The organism is Streptomyces sp. NRRL F-2664, from assembly GCF_000719345.1.
Taxonomy (GTDB): Bacteria; Actinomycetota; Actinomycetes; order Streptomycetales; family Streptomycetaceae; genus Streptomyces.
The window spans coordinates 64,125-78,363 of sequence record NZ_JOFX01000019.1 but is presented as its reverse complement, the minus strand read 5'-3'; the positions used below and the strand labels follow the sequence as shown (position 1 = coordinate 78,363).

Below are 14,239 nucleotides of genomic sequence, written 5' to 3'. Positions count from 1 at the left end.
CATTCCACTTCCCCGTGGCCCTGAGTGCCACTGTCGTCACGCGATGCTCAGGCGAGTCGTGCCAGGTCGGGCGGCGTGTCGATGTCGAAGGCCTCCGCCACGTCCGCGCACTCCACCAGCACCAGCTCCCCGGCGTGGCGCGCCAGATGGGCCCGCGCGCCCCGGTCACCCGTCGCCGTCGCCGCGATGTCCGCCCAGCGGTCCGCCCCGAACAGCACCGGATGCCCCCGCTCCCCGCCGTAGGCGGCCGCCGCCAGGCTCGCGGGGGAGCGGTAGGCCTCCCGGACCCGGGCCACCGCCGCCGGACCGATGCCCGGCTGGTCGACCAGTGAGACCAGGGCCGCGCCGGCGCCCGTATCCGCCAGCGAGGCGAGGCCGACCCGCAGGGAGGAACCCATGCCCTCCGCCCAGTCCGGGTTGTCCACGACCACGCAGCCGGTCAGCTCCGCCCGCTCGCGCACCTCGGCCGCCGACGCGCCGAGCACCACGTGCACCGGGCCGCAGCCACCCTCCCGCAGGACCCGCACCGCGTTCTCCACCAGGGGCCGCCCCCGGTACGCCAGCAGCGCCTTGGGCCGGCCACCGAGGCGGCGACCGCCGCCGGCGGCGAGGAGGAGTCCCGCGATCACGGGTGCATCGGAGTGCGTGTGCGCTGACATGCCACCGATTCTCGCCCCTGCGCCCGGGCCCGCGGGCGCCACACGAGGAAGTGCCGCACTGCGGCCCACGCGGTCCCGGTACGCAGCGGACGGGAGATCCGGTCCTCGGTGGCGGCCAGCAGGGCCCGTTCGTCACGGTCGGTCAGCATTGCGGCGTCTCCTTGCCAACAGGGGGCCAATACGGCGAGTCTGGTCCCTGATTGGCCTGGCCGTCAGAGCCAATCGGGGGAGGTTGGCGTGGTGAACGGGCGAGTGGTCCAGACAGTGGACAGAACCATCGGCAGCCGCCAGCTGGCCGCCCTGCTCCCGGCCGAGGTACGGGCCCGCCCCGGCTATCGGTCCCTCGCCGACGCCGTCCGCACGCTGATCCTCGACGGCCGCATCGCCCTGCACGTGCGCCTGCCCGCCGAACGCGAGCTCGCCGAAGCCGTCGGCGCCGGCCGGGCCACCGTCACCGGCGCCTACGCCCTGCTGCGCGAGAGCGGCTATGTCCGCAGCCGGCGCGGCTCCGGCACCTGGACCGAGCTGCCCGACGGCCACCGCCCGGTCGGAGCCCACGCCCTCCTCGGCACCGGCGGACACAGCGCCGACGGCGCTCCGGCCATCGACCTCGCCATCGCCGCCATGAGCGCCCCCGACGGCATCCTCGCCGACGCCCTCGCCCGGGCGGCGCAGCGGCTGCCCGAAGCCGCCCGGACCCCCGGCTACCACCCCTTCGGCCTGCCCGACCTGCGCTCCGCCGTAGCCGACCGCTTCACCCGCCGCGGCCTGCCCACCCGTCCCGAGCAGATCCTGGTCACCTCGGGCGCCCAGCAGGCCCTCACCCTGGTCGTCAGCCTGCTGTGCCGCGCCGGGACCGCGTCGTCACCGAGAACCCCACCTACGCCAACGCCCTCGACGCGCTGCGCCACGCCCGCCTGCGCACCGCTTCCATCGCCGTCTCCGACACCGGCTGGGACATGGAGATCGCCGAGTCCACGCTGCGCCAGACCGTGCCCAGGCTGGCCTACGTGATCCCCGACTTCCACAACCCGACGGGCGCGCTCATGCCCGAGGAGGAGCGGCTGCGGCTGCTCACGGCGACCCGGCGCACCGGCACCTGGCTGGTCGTCGACGAGACCGTCGCCGACATGGCCCTGGACGTGCCGGCCCCCGCGCCCCTGGCCTCGCTCGGCCCGCGCGGCGGCGCCGACCACGTGGTGACCATCGGCTCGCTCAGCAAGACCCACTGGGGCGGCCTGCGCGTCGGCTGGGTCCGGGCCACCGAGAAGATGATCACAGAGCTGACCGCCGTACGGGTGGGCGCCGACATGACCGGCTCCGTCCTGGACCAGCTCGTCGCGCTGCCGCTCCTGGAGGGCATGGACCGCACCCTGCCGGGACGCCTGGCCGAGCTGCGCGGCCGGCGCGCGGCCCTGGTGGACTCCCTCCAGCGGTACACCCCCGAATGGTCCTGGCAGGTACCGCCCGGCGGCCTCTCGCTCTGGGTCGACCTCGGCGAGCCGGTCAGCTCCGCCCTGGCCGAACGGGCCGCCGCCGCCGGCGTGCACATCGGCCGCGGCGCCCGCTTCGGCGTGGACCCCGGCACCTTCGAACACCGCCTGCGCATTCCCTACACCCTGCCCGCCGACCGCCTGGACGAGGGGGTACGCCGCCTCGCGGCCGCCTTCCACGACGGCGTCCCCCTGCCCCCGGCGGTGCGCCGGCCGTACTGGGTGGCGTAGGCAGGGCCCGTCAGCCGACTCCCAGGGCCACCAGACAGGTGTCGTCCTCGTGCTCGTCGCCGGCGTACGCGTCCAGGATGCGGTCGAGGGCGTCCTGGGGGCCGAGCCCGGAGCACCCGGCCAGCACCTTGCCCAGGGTGGCCACGCTGTCGGCGATGTCCTCGCCCCGCCGCTCCACCATGCCGTCCGTGTAGAGCAGCAGCAGATCACCCGGCCGGAGGTCCGCGGTCGCCGTCCCGTACTCGTGCCCGGGCAGCAGCCCGAAGAGCGGCCCGCGGTGCTCCGTGTCCATCACCGACGCGGTGCCGTCCCGCAGCAGCAGCGGCGCCGGGTGCCCCGCGCACGCCCAGCGGAACCGCCGCTGCGGATCGATGTGCCCGATGATGCCGGTCGCCGTCTCGGCGGACGGGTCGGCGCACAGCAGCTCGTTCAGCCAGGTGGTCAACTGCCCCGCATGGGTCCCCGGGGCGTGCGCCAGACCCGCGAGTGCGTGCCGCTGCTGCGCCATCCGGGCCACCGCGCCCAAACCGTGGCCGCAGGCGTCTCCGATGGCCAGCAGGATCCGGCCGTCCGGCAGCAGCCGGCACTTGTACCAGTCACCGCCGACCGCGGCGTCCGTCTCCGCCGGCACGTAAGCGGCCGCGACCGACAGGCCCGCCTCGGCCAGTTCGGCGGAGACCGTCGGCAGCAGCGCCTCCCGCAGGGCGGAGGCGACCCGCCGCTCCGCCGCCGCCTCCTCCCGCAGCCGGTCGGACTGCCGGCGCGTCGCGGCGAGCCGCTGCCGGCTGCGCACCTGCGCCGTCAGGTCGCGGGCGATGACGTGCACCGACCAGGGCAGCCCGTCGGTCGCGATGACGGGATGCCCCACCAGGTGCAGGGTGCGCACTTCCCCGAGCACCCTGAAGCGGATCTCGGTCCCCGACGGCTCCTCCCCGTCGACCAGCGACACCAGGAACCTCGCGAAGCGCGGTACGTCCTCCAGCAGGACCGTGTCGCACAGTTCGGCGAGGGCCAGGGGCCGGGCCGGATCGGTGCGGAAGATCGCCGACAGCCCCTCCGACCACACGACCTCCCCGGACAGCAGGTCCCAGGTGCCCCAGCCCATCGACGCGATGTACTGAGCGTCGAGCGAGAGCAGCTCGCCGCGGCTGTGGGCCGCCCGCCACGTCGCGAGCACCTTGCCGCCGCAGGCCGAGGCGTCGTACAGGAGCTTCGTGCGGTGCAGGCCGTCGCTGCGCTGCTCGGTGTAGTCGAGGGCGTACGCCTTCAGGGCCCGACCGGTCTCCAGTACGGACGCCAGCGCGCCGACGAGGCCGCCGACCGCCGCACCGGGCTGGACGTCGAGCAGCCGGCGGCCGATCTGGCGGTCGGGTGCCTCCAGCCACTCGGCAGCGCGCACGTGGTTGCCCGCCTTCACCGTGAAGTCGACCGTCACGCCGTCCTCGTCGCGCACCGGCGTGAACACCGCGGCCGACAGCGGGATGGCCGGCAGGGTCGCGCAGACGCACGCCCAGGGGTCGTGGCCCTCGCCCTCGTCGCAGCAGCCGTGCCCCGGCCCCCCGGTCCCGCACGCGCAGCGTCTCCCGTCCTCGTCCGGCCCGGGCGCCCCGGCCGGTGCGGGGTCCTCGATCCGGACCCCCGCCCCGTGCCGGGCGGCGTCCCGCAGGGCCCGGACCTCGCGGGCGAGGTGCTGCTTCAGCGTGTCGGGGTCCTGCGGGATCAGCGGACTCATGCTCCTCACCCTCCGTGCGTCGGTGCGGGCTGCCGAGGAGGCGCCTGCCCACCCCGCCCGCCGTCCACGCCCGCCGGGCCACCGCAGGACCGGGGCGCTCCTACGGCGTACGGATCAGGCGGCGGGTGGCGGCCGCCGCCACCGCCGCCGTACGGGACTCGACGCCGAGCTTGGCGTAGACGTGGACCAGGTGCGACTTGACCGTGGCCTGGCTGAGGAACAGCTGCTTCGAGATCTGCTGGTTCGACAGGCCGTCCGCCACCAACTGGAGCACTTCCAGCTCCCGCTTCGTCAGGGCCTCCGCCGGAGTCCGCATCCGGTCCATCAGGCGCAGCGCCACCGCCGGGGCGAGCGCCGACCGGCCCGCGGCGGCCGTGCGCACGGCCGCCGCCAGCTCCTCCGGCGGGGCGTCCTTCAGCAGATAGCCCGAGGCGCCCGCCTCCACCGCCGCCAGGATGTCCCCGTCCGTGTCGTACGTGGTCAGGACCAGCACCCGCGGCGCACCGGGCCGGGCTGTGATCAGGGCCGTCGCCTCGGAGCCGTGCAGGCCCGGCCCGAACTGCAGGTCCATCAGCACCACGTCCACCGCCTCGGGGACGGCCAGCTCCACCGCCCGCTCGGCGGTGGCCGCCTCGGCCACCACCGCGAAGTCCGCCTCGGTGTCCAGCACCGCGCGCAGCCCCGCCCGGACCACGGGGTGGTCGTCGGCGAGCAGGAGACGAATGGTCACGATGCCTCCGCGGGTCGCGCAGTTCGGGTGGCTTCCAAGGCCTCCAGGTCCGCCAGGGACTCCAGGGGCAGCGGCAGCGTCACGGCCACGGCAGTGCCCTGGCCCGGGTCGGACTCGACGGTGAACAGCCCGCCCAGGCTCTCCGCGCGCGAGCGCATCGCCGGCAGTCCGAAGCCCCCGTCGCCGAGGGCCGCGCCGCCGGAGCCCGCCCCCGCGCCGGGCGCGGCCGCGGAGGGGTCGAAGCCGTCCCCGTCGTCGACGATGTCGAGCGTCACCGACGCGTCCATGAAGGTCAGCGTGATCTCGGCGCGCCCGGCCCGGGCGTGCCGCACCACGTTGGCCAGCGCCGACTGGGCGATCCGCAGCAGCGCCACCTCGTACGGGGTGGGCAGCACCCGCGGCCGGCCGCTCAGCGAGAACCGCACCCGCGGCCCCGGCACCCCGGCGCACAGCCGTTCCAGCGCCGCGGCGAGCGAGCCGTGCTCCAGGTCCGGCGGGGTGAGCGCGCGGACGAAGCGCCGCGCCTCGGCGAGGTTGTCCTGCGCGGCCTCCCGGGCCCGCGCGATGTGCGGCAGGGCCGGAGCCCCCTGCGGCAGCGCCCGCTCCGCCGCCCGCAGCAGCAGCTGGATGGAGGACAGGCCCTGCGCCAGGGTGTCGTGGATCTCCCGGGCCAGGCGCTCCCGCTCGGCCAGGATCCCGGCGCCGCGCTCGGCCGCGGCCAGCTCGGCGCGCGTCGTGATCAGCTCCTCGATCAGCTCCCGGCGCCGCTCGCTCTCCCGGTACAGGGCCTGGTAGCCCAGGACGGTCGCCACCGCCACGGCCGCGCCCAGCAGCGGCCCGAGGAAGGCCCCGGGCGTCGGCGCGCTGCTGTGCGCGAGGAAACCGCCGATGGCGGCGCAGGCGGTCGCCGCGACGGCCGCGACCCCCCAGCGCAGCCGCAGCAGGTGCAGTTCCAGGAAGTACAGCGGGAAGGCGATCCACAGCCCGTCGGGCGAGAGCGCCAGCAGGCCGGCCCAGACCGAGCCGAGCCCGGCCAGCCAGAGCGCGCCCGCCCGCGGCGAACGGTGCACGGCGGGCGTCCGCACGCCGGCCGCGTACACGGCGGCGAACAGCGCGCACACCGCGACCACCCACCCCGCCCCGGGCGCGGAGTCGGCGACGGCCCGGGCGGCAGCCAGCCCGAGCAGCCCCAGCAGCAGGGCGTGCAGGCACAGCGTGAGCACCTTCGACACCGGCGTCAGGGGCCGGGCGGCGGCGGGTGCGGCCGGGGGCGCGCAGGCGCCGGGCGGGGCAGGGGGAGTGGCAGCAGTCATGACCCGACCAGCGTAGAGGGGTCCCGGGCGGCGCAGGTCAATCGAAAGTTCGATGCCGGGATGCACCCTTCGATACGAACATCTCCCCCGGCGCGCGATGCCGTGTGCCCACGCCGAGGACGAGGGTGGGGACATGTTCGTCGCATGGAGAGATCTACGGTTCGCCAAGGGCCGCTTCGCCCTGATGGGCTCGGTCGTGCTGCTGATCACGCTGCTGGTCGGCCTGCTGTCGGGACTGACCGCCGGCCTGGCCCGGGAGAACATCTCGGCGATCACCGGCCTGCCGGCCTCGCACCTGGCCTTCGCCGCACCCGCCGGGGACCAGAAGGTGCCCTTCACCAACTCGCAGGTGCCCGAGTCCGCCTGGCTCGCCTGGCGGGCGCAGCCCGGCGTGAAGACGGCCCAGCCCCTCGGCATCCGCACCGCCAACGCCGTCTCGGGCGAGCGCACCGCCGCGGTCTCGGTGTTCGGCGTGGACCCCGCGGCGGGGCTCGCGCCGCGGGACGCCGGCCTCACGCAGGGCCGGGTGGTCCTCGCCGAGAAGGCGGCGAAGGAACTCGGCGGGCTCACCGCCGGCGCCCGGCTCCGGATCGGACCGCTGGAGCTGACGGTGGCCTCGGTCTCCGGCACCGCCGCCCACAGCCACACCCCGGTCGTCTGGATGGACCTCAACGACTGGCAGCGCATCGGCAACCCGGGCACCTCCATCGACACCCTCGCCACCGTCGTCGCCGTCTCCGGCAGCGGAGTGGATCTCGCCGCCGCCGACCGGGCCGCGGGCACCAGGGCGCTGACCGTCGACGAGGCGCTGGGCGCCATCGGCTCCTACCAGGCCGAGAACGGCTCGCTCCAGCTGATGCGGGGCTTCCTCTTCGCCATCTCGGCCCTCGTCGTCGGGGCCTTCTTCACCGTGTGGACCATCCAGCGCAGCGGTGACATCGCCGTCCTGAAGGCGCTGGGCGCCTCCACCCCGTACCTGCTGCGCGACGCCCTCGGCCAGGCCGTGGTGATGCTGGCCGCCGGCACCGGACTGGGCACCGCGCTCGCCGCCGGCTTCGGCGTGCTGATCGGCGGGGGCGACGTGCCCTTCGTCCTCGACGCCGCCACCGTGCTCGTACCCGCCGCGGTCATGATCGCGCTCGGTGCGCTGGGCGCGGCACTGTCCATCCGGCGGATCACCGCCGTCGACCCGCTGACCGCGCTCGGGAGTGCCCGATGACCCTCCTCGTCCACGACGTCACGCTCACCTATCCCGACGGGGAGGGCCGGCTCACCGCTCTCGACGCGGTCGGCCTGGAGGTGCCCGCCGGGACCCTGACGGCGGTGATCGGGCCGTCCGGATCCGGCAAGTCCTCCCTGCTCGCGGTCGCCGCCACCCTCGTCACCCCGGACCGGGGCCGGGTCGTCGTCGCGGGCGAGGACACCACGCGGCTCCGTCCCGCCGAGAAGTCGGTCCTGCGCCGGGAGAAGATCGGCATCGTCTTCCAGCAGCCGAACCTGCCGGCCTCGCTGACCGCTGCCGAACAGCTCCAGGTCATGGCGCACCTGGCGGGCCGGCCCGCGAAAGGGGCGCGCCGGCGGGCGCTGGAGCTGCTGGACGCGGTGGGCCTGGCCGACCAGGCCGACCGGCGCCCCCACCAGCTCTCCGGCGGCCAGCGCCAGCGCGTCAACATCGCCCGCGCCCTGATGAACGAACCCGCGGTCCTGCTGGTCGACGAGCCGACCAGCGCCCTGGACCACGAGCGCGGCGCGGCCGTGCTGGACCTGCTGGTGACCCTGACGCGCGAGCGCTCCACCGCCACCGTGCTCGTCACGCACGACCACGCCCACCTGGACCGGGTGGACCGCACGGTGACGATGTCCGACGGCCGGCTCACCGGGGGCCGGGCGGGCGCCCCGGCGGGTGCGGTGCCCGGCACCCGGGGCGGTGCGGGCGGTGCTCAGCGAGGTGGCGGGGCTGCCGCCCGGGCGGAGGGTGCCAGGTAGGCGCGGAAGGCGGGCAGACCCGGGAGCGGAGGCAGGTCGTGCGGGCGCCACCGGGCGGCCCACGGCGGGGGAGGGGCGCCGCCCGCGACGAGGACGGCCGCCGGCGTGCTGCGGGCGAGGCGAACGAGTCCGGCGGCGCTGATGCTGCCGTCGTGCCCGCCGTGGACCTGGCGCGAGGCGCAGCCCGTGCGGAAGCCGGTCCGGACGGCCTCCTCGCCGCTCACCAGGCACGGCGGCCGCAGTCCCTGTCGGCGCAGTTCCGCGGCCACGGCGGCGAAGGCGGCCGCGGTGACCCGGCTGCGGGCGGCCAGGGTGGCGGAGATCGCCGCCTGGAGCGCGAAGTGCGCGGCCAGCGCCAGACAGAGCCCGGTCAGGACGAGCGGGCGGCCGCGGGCCGCGGCGAACAGCCGGACCAGGCCGTAGGACACCGGGAGGGAGAGCAGCGCGTAGGCGGGCAGCAGGAAGCGGGGCGCTGCGTAGCCGACGAACAGCAGGTACGGCGCCGCCACCGACAGCGCGGCGGCGGTGGCGAGGAGGAGCGTGCGCCACGGACCGGGACCGGCGCGGTGTGCGACGGCCAGGCCGCCCACGACGAGCACCGGAAGGGCGAACCACCACAGGCCCGTCACCGGCTGGCTCCAGGGCACGTCGCAGGGACGGCAGAGGGTACGGCCGCCGAGGGCGCGCAGGTGGTCCCAGAGGGCCGGGTGCCAGCCCAGACCGCCCTGGATCTCGCCGGCGCGGTGCAGGCGGGTGAGGAGGCCGCCGTGGTGCAGCTCGGCCTCGACCGCCCAGGACGCCCCGCCGAGGACGGCGCCGGCCGCGACGGTCGCCGGGAGGGCGGGGCGCCGCCACTGCGGGACGACGGCCGCGGCGCAGACCAGGGGCAGCGCCAACCACAGCGCGTCGGCGGGGCGCATGACCGCCGCCAGGGCGGTCGCGGCGCACAGCCCGACGAGCGCACGCCGGTCACCGGGCGCGCGGGCGGCCCGCAGGAAGCAGCCGACGGCCATCAGCGACCCGAAGGCGACCCAGAGGTTGGGCATGGCCTGCGGCCCGTACGTCAGGGCCGTCCACAGGCCGGCGAACAGGGCTCCGGCGAGGGCGAGCACGGGGGTGGGGAGCAGCGGCCGCCACAGCCGGAGCGACACCAGCAGGGCGCCGGAGGACAGCAGCGCCAGGTGGATCCGCAGGGCCGTGACGGACGGCGTGAAGGCGGCGACCGGCGCGACGAGGTAGCTGATGCCGCGGGCGCGCGGGGCGCTGAAGAACGCGGCGGGGGCGTGGCCGGAGACCTGGCTGACGTACACGGTCTCGTCCCAGCCGAGCCCGGTGCCCGGTACGGCCAGGAGCAGTTGCGCGGCGGCGTACGCGGCGGCGACCGGCCCGAGCAGCCACAGATCGCTGCGGCGGCGGCTGCGGGCGACGGCGGGCCGCGTGCGCACGGCCGGCTCCGTCAGGGGGTCGGAAGCCATGGGCGGCCCTCCGGGGACGGGACGGGAGGCGGACGGGGATCCACGCTGCCCGGCCCGGCGCCGCCCCGCCAGCGGAGAGCGGCGGTCGGACGTACACGGCGCGAGCCCCGCCGGCGCGGGGCGGCGGTCGGCCGTACACGGCGCGAGCCCCGCCGGATGGGTCCGGCGGGGCTCGGTGTCGAGCGAACGGCGGTACGCCCTACGCCGGGCTCTGGCTGGCCAGGGCCACGGACAGCTCATCGGCGACGTGCTGCAGGATCGGCACGAAGGACTCGGCCACCGCCTCCGTGACGCGGCCGGCCGGACCGGAGATGGAGATCGCGGCGGCGGTCGGCGAGTTCGGCACCGACACGGCGAGGCAGCGGACTCCTATCTCCTGCTCGTTGTCGTCGACCGCGTAGCCCACCCTGCGGACGTGCTCCAGCGCCTCCAGGAAGCCCTCGGGCGTGGTGATGGTCTTCTCGGTCGCCGCCGGCATCCCGGTGCGTGCGAGGAGGGCCCGTACCTCGTCGGCCGGGGTGTGGGCGAGGAGGGCCTTGCCCACCCCGGTGGAGTGGGGCAGCACCCGGCGGCCGACCTCGGTGAACATGCGCATCGAGTGCTTGGACGGCACCTGGGCGACGTAGACGATCTCGTCCCCGTCGAGCAGGGCCATGTTCGCCGTCTCGCCGGTCTCCTCCACCAGACGGGCCAGGTAGGGGCGGGCCCAGGTCCCCAGGAGGCGCGATGCGGACTCGCCCAGGCGGATGAGGCGGGGACCGAGGGAGTACCGTCGGTTGGGCTGCTGGCGCACGTACCCGCACGCCACCAGCGTGCGCATCAGGCGGTGGATCGTGGGCAGGGGCAGACCGCTGGCGGCGGACAGTTCGCTCAGGCCGACCTCGCCCCCGGCGTCGGCCATGCGTTCGAGCAGATCGAAGGCGCGCTCAAGGGACTGGACGCCACCGCTGGCGGCAGGGGTCTTTGAGGAAGCGTCGGTGGTGCTGGCGCTGGACGTCGGCACGGCGCGGTCCTTTCGGTGCTGGCAGGCAAGGGAGCAGCCTACCCGGCGGCCGGCGTCGGCCCCAGTCCTGGGGTGGGGCCGTCGCCGCCGGTCAGAGGTGGTTTGTCCTGGTGGCGGACGTCCTCGTGAAGTTGTCCGCCCGACTCCCGGTGGTGGTAGGTACATTCTGTATGGCGAAATCTTAATTCCATCCCGTGGAAACCTCCAATTGCGGTCGCGGTGCGTCAGTGGTCCGTCCGGGCGCTCTTGACGGCTCCGGGATCGCCGGGAAGACTCCGTCAACAGAACGTTGAATTTCGCTCTGTGGAAGTAGATGGGGAGGTTCCGGTGGCCGACGTGGCTGTGGAACTGGTACTGCGCTCGACGCGCGTCATCACCCCCGAGGGGACGCGCGCCGCCTCGGTCGCCGTCGCCGACGGGAAGATCACGGCCGTTCTGGCACACGACGCCGAGGTACCGGCCGGCGCCCGGCTGGAGGACTTCGGCGACGACGTCCTGCTCCCCGGCCTGGTCGACACCCACGTCCACGTGAACGACCCCGGCCGCACCGAGTGGGAGGGCTTCTGGACGGCCACCCGCGCCGCCGCGGCCGGCGGCATCACCACGATCCTCGACATGCCGCTCAACTCCCTCCCGCCGACCACCACCGTCGACCACCTGCGCACCAAGCAGGAGGTCGCCCGCGCCAAGGCGCACGTGGACGTCGGCTTCTGGGGCGGCGCCCTCCCCGACAACGTCAAGGACCTGCGCCCCCTGCACGACGCCGGCGTCTACGGCTTCAAGTGCTTCCTGTCGCCCTCGGGCGTGGAGGAGTTCCCCGAGCTCGACCAGGAGCAGCTCGCGACCTCCCTCGCCGAGATCACCGGCTTCGGCGGCCTGCTGATCGTGCACGCCGAGGACCCCCACCACCTCGACGCAGCCCCCGTCGTCCCCGGCCCCAAGTACGCCGACTTCCTCGCCTCCCGGCCGCGCGACGCCGAGAACACCGCCATCGGCAACCTGATCGCCCAGGCCAGGCGGCTGAACGCGCGCGTCCACGTCCTGCACCTGTCCTCCTCCGACGCGCTGCCGCTGATCGCCGCGGCCAAGGCCGAGGGCGTGCAGATCACCGTCGAGTCCTGCCCGCACTACCTCACCCTCACCGCCGAGGAAGTGCCGGACGGAGCCAGCGAGTTCAAGTGCTGCCCGCCCATCCGCGAGGCGGCCAACCAGGACCTGCTGTGGGACGCGCTCGCCGACGGCACCATCGACTGCATCGTCTCCGACCACTCGCCCTCCACCGCGGACCTCAAGACCAGCGACTTCTCCACCGCGTGGGGCGGCATCTCCTCCCTCCAGCTCGGCCTGCCCGCCATCTGGACCGAGGCGCGCCGGCGCGGACGCTCCCTGGAGGACGTCGTCCGCTGGATGTCCGCCGCACCGGCCGCCCTCGCCGGGCTGGGCCAGAAGGGCGCGATCGAGGCCGGCCGCGACGCCGACTTCGCCGTGCTCGCCCCCGAAGAAACGTTCACTGTGGACCCGGCCGCACTCCACCACCGCAACCAGGTCACGGCCTACGCGGGCAGGACCCTGCACGGCGTCGTGAAGTCCACCTGGCTGCGCGGCACGCAGATCGCCGACCACGGAACCCCGACCGAGCCCACGGGCCTCCTCCTCGAAAGGCAGAACTGACAGTGGCACAGCGTTCGACTGGCCTGGCCTCCTTCACCGGCAACGCGAACCCGTACGGAGGCGGCGACCCGTACGCGGACTACCGCACCGCGGACTTCCCCTTCACCCAGTACGCGAACCTCGCCGCACGTGAGCTGGGCGCCGGTGTCATCGCCGCCAACGACGAGTTCTTCGCCCAGCGCGAGAACCTGCTGATCTCCGAGGCCGCGCACTTCGACCCCGAGGACTTCGGCCACAAGGGCAAGGTCATGGACGGCTGGGAGACCCGCCGCCGCCGCGGCGTCAGCGCCACCGAGCCGTGGCCGACCGCCGAGGACCACGACTGGGCCCTCGTACGCCTGGGCGCTCCCGGCGTCATCCGCGGCATCGTCGTCGACACCGCCCACTTCCGCGGCAACATGCCGCAGGCCGTCTCCATCGAGGCGACCAACTGGGAGGGCGCCCTCGCGCCGACCCCGGAGGAGCTCCAGGGCGACGACGTGAAGTGGACGACGATCGTGCCCCGTACGGCGGTCGGCGGGCACGCCGCCAACGGCTTCGAGGTCGACGCCGAGCAGCGCTTCACGCACCTGCGCGTCAACCAGCACCCCGACGGCGGCATCGCCCGCCTGCGCGTCCACGGCGAGGTCCTGCCGGACCCCAAGTGGCTCGCCGCGCTCGGTTCCTTCGACGTGGTCGCCCTGGAGAACGGCGGCTCCGTCCAGGACGCCTCCAACCGCTTCTACTCCCCGCCCACCAACACCATCAACCCGGGCCGCTCCCGCAAGATGGACGACGGCTGGGAGACCGCCCGCCGCCGCGACAACGGCAACGACTGGATCCGCTACCAGCTGGTCGCCGAGTCCGAGATCCGCGCCGTGGAGATCGACACCGCCTACCTCAAGGGCAACTCGGCCGGCTGGGCCTCGCTGTCGGTGAAGACGGGCGAGGAGGGCGAGTGGACGGAGTTCCTGCCGCGCACCCGCCTGCAGCCCGACACCAACCACCGCTTCGTCCTGGACACCCCCGCGGTGGGCACCCACGTACGGATCGACATCTTCCCGGACGGCGGCTTCTCCCGCCTGCGCCTCTTCGGCTCGCTGACGGAGGCCGGCGCGGCGGCGCTGACCGCCCGCCACCAGGAACTGGGCGGCTGACCCCTACCGCTGACCTCCCGGGGGCCGACACCCCCGGGGCCCGCCGTATGCGCCTCAGGGCCGCACCCGGATTCCGGTGCGGCCCTGAGGCGCGAGTGCACGGCGGTGCCGCAGGAGCCGGCGCGGGGCGCCGGGCAGCTCACGGCCCGGCGGCGCCACGCTCAGACCGGTCAGCCGGAGACCGGGCCGGCGGCCAGGGCGGCCACGACCTCGTCGTCCTCGACGTCGCCGGTGGGGGTGAAGCCGAGCTCGGCGTAGAGGCGTGCGGCGGGGGCGTTCTCCGGGTGGTACGAGAGCCGGATCTCCCGGCAGGCCGGCAGCGCGGCGAGGCGCCCGATCAGGGCGCGCACCGCGGCCCGGCCCACGCCCCTGCCCTGCTCGGCCGCATCGACGATCATGCCGCCGATCCAGTGGGCGCCGCCCTCCTCGTCGTACGCCCACATCACGTGCCCGACGACCACGTCGCCGGCCCGGATGGCGAGCGAGTTCCACACCCCGCCGCGCATCGAGAGCAACAGGTACCGGGCGCCGAGCGCTGCGACGAAACGCCGCTGGTGGTCGGCGGGCGCGACGTCGGCGACGTCCCGCCAGTTCGTGTCGCTGATCTCGTCCAGCACCACGCACCGGCCGTGCCGATCGGTGAAGTCCACTGTTCCTTCCCCTTCCCCTTCCCGTTCGCGGTTTCCGACCCCTCGGTCCGTCCCGCGGTCCGGCGTCGGTCGCAGAGCGGATTCTCCGGGGGAGCGGGTGTGGCGCGAGGCAGAAGACGGTGAGTCTGTGCAGCTTGGCGCGCGGAGTGTTCACCGTAGT

14 protein-coding genes are annotated in these 14,239 nt (G+C 74.9%); 6 read left to right on the top strand and 8 right to left on the bottom strand.

Going from position 1 to position 14,239, the window contains the following annotated elements:
* Positions 1–47: 47 nt before the first annotated feature.
* A complete protein-coding gene (locus tag IF89_RS0118155; RefSeq protein ID WP_030768631.1) occupies positions 48–659 on the bottom strand; it encodes a nucleotidyltransferase family protein in 612 nt (203 codons plus the stop codon).
* Complete coding sequence (locus IF89_RS0118150) at positions 626–808, bottom strand: hypothetical protein (RefSeq protein WP_030768628.1); 183 nt, start codon at positions 806–808, stop codon at positions 626–628. Before IF89_RS0118150 ends, IF89_RS0118155 begins: the two co-directional genes overlap by 34 nt.
* 115 nt (positions 809–923) lie before the next feature.
* On the opposite strand from IF89_RS0118150, the gene IF89_RS47695 reads away from it, so the two are divergent.
* Complete coding sequence (locus tag IF89_RS47695) at positions 924–1,673, top strand: GntR family transcriptional regulator (RefSeq protein WP_234327797.1); 750 nt, start codon at positions 924–926, stop codon at positions 1,671–1,673.
* Positions 1,562–2,383 carry a PLP-dependent aminotransferase family protein gene (locus IF89_RS47690; RefSeq protein WP_234327800.1) on the top strand — a complete coding sequence of 274 codons (822 nt, stop codon included), beginning with the start codon at positions 1,562–1,564 and terminating at the stop codon, positions 2,381–2,383. The genes IF89_RS47695 and IF89_RS47690 overlap by 112 nt, the downstream gene beginning before the upstream one ends.
* A 10-nt stretch (positions 2,384–2,393) precedes the next feature.
* Here the strand turns inward: IF89_RS47690 and IF89_RS0118140 are convergent, their stop codons facing one another.
* The 3 genes from IF89_RS0118140 to IF89_RS0118130 all read right to left on the bottom strand — a co-directional run bounded on the left by IF89_RS0118140 (position 2,394) and on the right by IF89_RS0118130 (position 6,158).
* Positions 2,394–4,115 (bottom strand): PP2C family protein-serine/threonine phosphatase, encoded by a 1,722-nt coding sequence (locus IF89_RS0118140; RefSeq protein ID WP_030768626.1) that lies wholly within the window; start codon positions 4,113–4,115, stop codon positions 2,394–2,396.
* Between the two features lie 100 nt (positions 4,116–4,215).
* Positions 4,216–4,845 (bottom strand): response regulator, encoded by a 630-nt coding sequence (locus IF89_RS0118135; protein WP_030768624.1) that lies wholly within the window; start codon positions 4,843–4,845, stop codon positions 4,216–4,218.
* A complete protein-coding gene (locus IF89_RS0118130) occupies positions 4,842–6,158 on the bottom strand; it encodes a sensor histidine kinase (protein WP_051807216.1) in 1,317 nt (438 codons plus the stop codon). Before IF89_RS0118130 ends, IF89_RS0118135 begins: the two co-directional genes overlap by 4 nt.
* Positions 6,159–6,291: 133 nt before the next feature.
* Between IF89_RS0118130 and IF89_RS0118125 the strand changes: the two genes are divergently transcribed.
* Together IF89_RS0118125 and IF89_RS0118120 are read left to right on the top strand one after the other, a co-directional pair.
* Positions 6,292–7,377, top strand: coding sequence for an ABC transporter permease (locus IF89_RS0118125; RefSeq protein WP_030768619.1), 1,086 nt, complete (start codon positions 6,292–6,294; stop codon positions 7,375–7,377).
* Positions 7,374–8,144: an ABC transporter ATP-binding protein gene (locus tag IF89_RS0118120; protein ID WP_078628379.1), complete on the top strand. Its 771-nt coding sequence runs from the start codon at positions 7,374–7,376 to the stop codon at positions 8,142–8,144. Before IF89_RS0118125 ends, IF89_RS0118120 begins: the two co-directional genes overlap by 4 nt.
* Here IF89_RS0118120 and IF89_RS0118115 read toward each other — a convergent pair.
* Both IF89_RS0118115 and IF89_RS0118110 read right to left on the bottom strand, forming a co-directional pair.
* A complete protein-coding gene (locus IF89_RS0118115) occupies positions 8,099–9,619 on the bottom strand; it encodes a hypothetical protein (protein WP_051807214.1) in 1,521 nt (506 codons plus the stop codon). The genes IF89_RS0118120 and IF89_RS0118115 overlap by 46 nt on opposite strands.
* A 199-nt stretch (positions 9,620–9,818) precedes the next feature.
* On the bottom strand, positions 9,819–10,622 hold the full coding sequence (locus tag IF89_RS0118110; protein ID WP_030768612.1) for an IclR family transcriptional regulator: 804 nt from the start codon (positions 10,620–10,622) through the stop codon (positions 9,819–9,821).
* 336 nt (positions 10,623–10,958) lie between these two features.
* Here IF89_RS0118110 and allB point away from each other — a divergent pair, with 336 nt between their 5' ends.
* Positions 10,959–12,293, top strand: a complete 1,335-nt coding sequence (allB, locus tag IF89_RS0118105) for an allantoinase AllB (RefSeq protein ID WP_420706933.1) — start codon at positions 10,959–10,961, stop codon at positions 12,291–12,293.
* Positions 12,294–12,295: 2 nt separating this feature from the next.
* The gene (gene alc, locus IF89_RS0118100) at positions 12,296–13,429 is read left to right on the top strand and encodes an allantoicase (protein WP_030768609.1); all 1,134 of its coding nucleotides are present in this window, start codon (positions 12,296–12,298) and stop codon (positions 13,427–13,429) included.
* A 170-nt stretch (positions 13,430–13,599) separates the two neighbouring features.
* On the opposite strand, the gene IF89_RS0118095 is transcribed toward alc, so the two are convergent.
* Positions 13,600–14,079 carry a GNAT family N-acetyltransferase gene (locus IF89_RS0118095; RefSeq protein WP_030768606.1) on the bottom strand — a complete coding sequence of 160 codons (480 nt, stop codon included), beginning with the start codon at positions 14,077–14,079 and terminating at the stop codon, positions 13,600–13,602.
* Between the last annotated feature and the right edge of the window lie 160 nt (positions 14,080–14,239).

Bases quoted from the DNA above. Each gene is read 5' to 3' on its own strand.
- IF89_RS0118155 (WP_030768631.1), bottom strand. From the start codon at position 659: ATGTCAGCGCACACGCACTCCGATGCACCCGTGATCGCGGGACTCCTC.
- IF89_RS0118150 (WP_030768628.1), bottom strand. From the start codon at position 808: ATGCTGACCGACCGTGACGAACGGGCCCTGCTGGCCGCCACCGAGGAC.
- IF89_RS0118140 (WP_030768626.1), bottom strand. From the start codon at position 4,115: ATGAGTCCGCTGATCCCGCAGGACCCCGACACGCTGAAGCAGCACCTC.
- IF89_RS0118130 (WP_051807216.1), bottom strand. From the start codon at position 6,158: ATGACTGCTGCCACTCCCCCTGCCCCGCCCGGCGCCTGCGCGCCCCCG.
- IF89_RS0118125 (WP_030768619.1), top strand. From the start codon at position 6,292: ATGTTCGTCGCATGGAGAGATCTACGGTTCGCCAAGGGCCGCTTCGCC.
- IF89_RS0118120 (WP_078628379.1), top strand. From the start codon at position 7,374: ATGACCCTCCTCGTCCACGACGTCACGCTCACCTATCCCGACGGGGAG.
- IF89_RS0118115 (WP_051807214.1), bottom strand. From the start codon at position 9,619: ATGGCTTCCGACCCCCTGACGGAGCCGGCCGTGCGCACGCGGCCCGCC.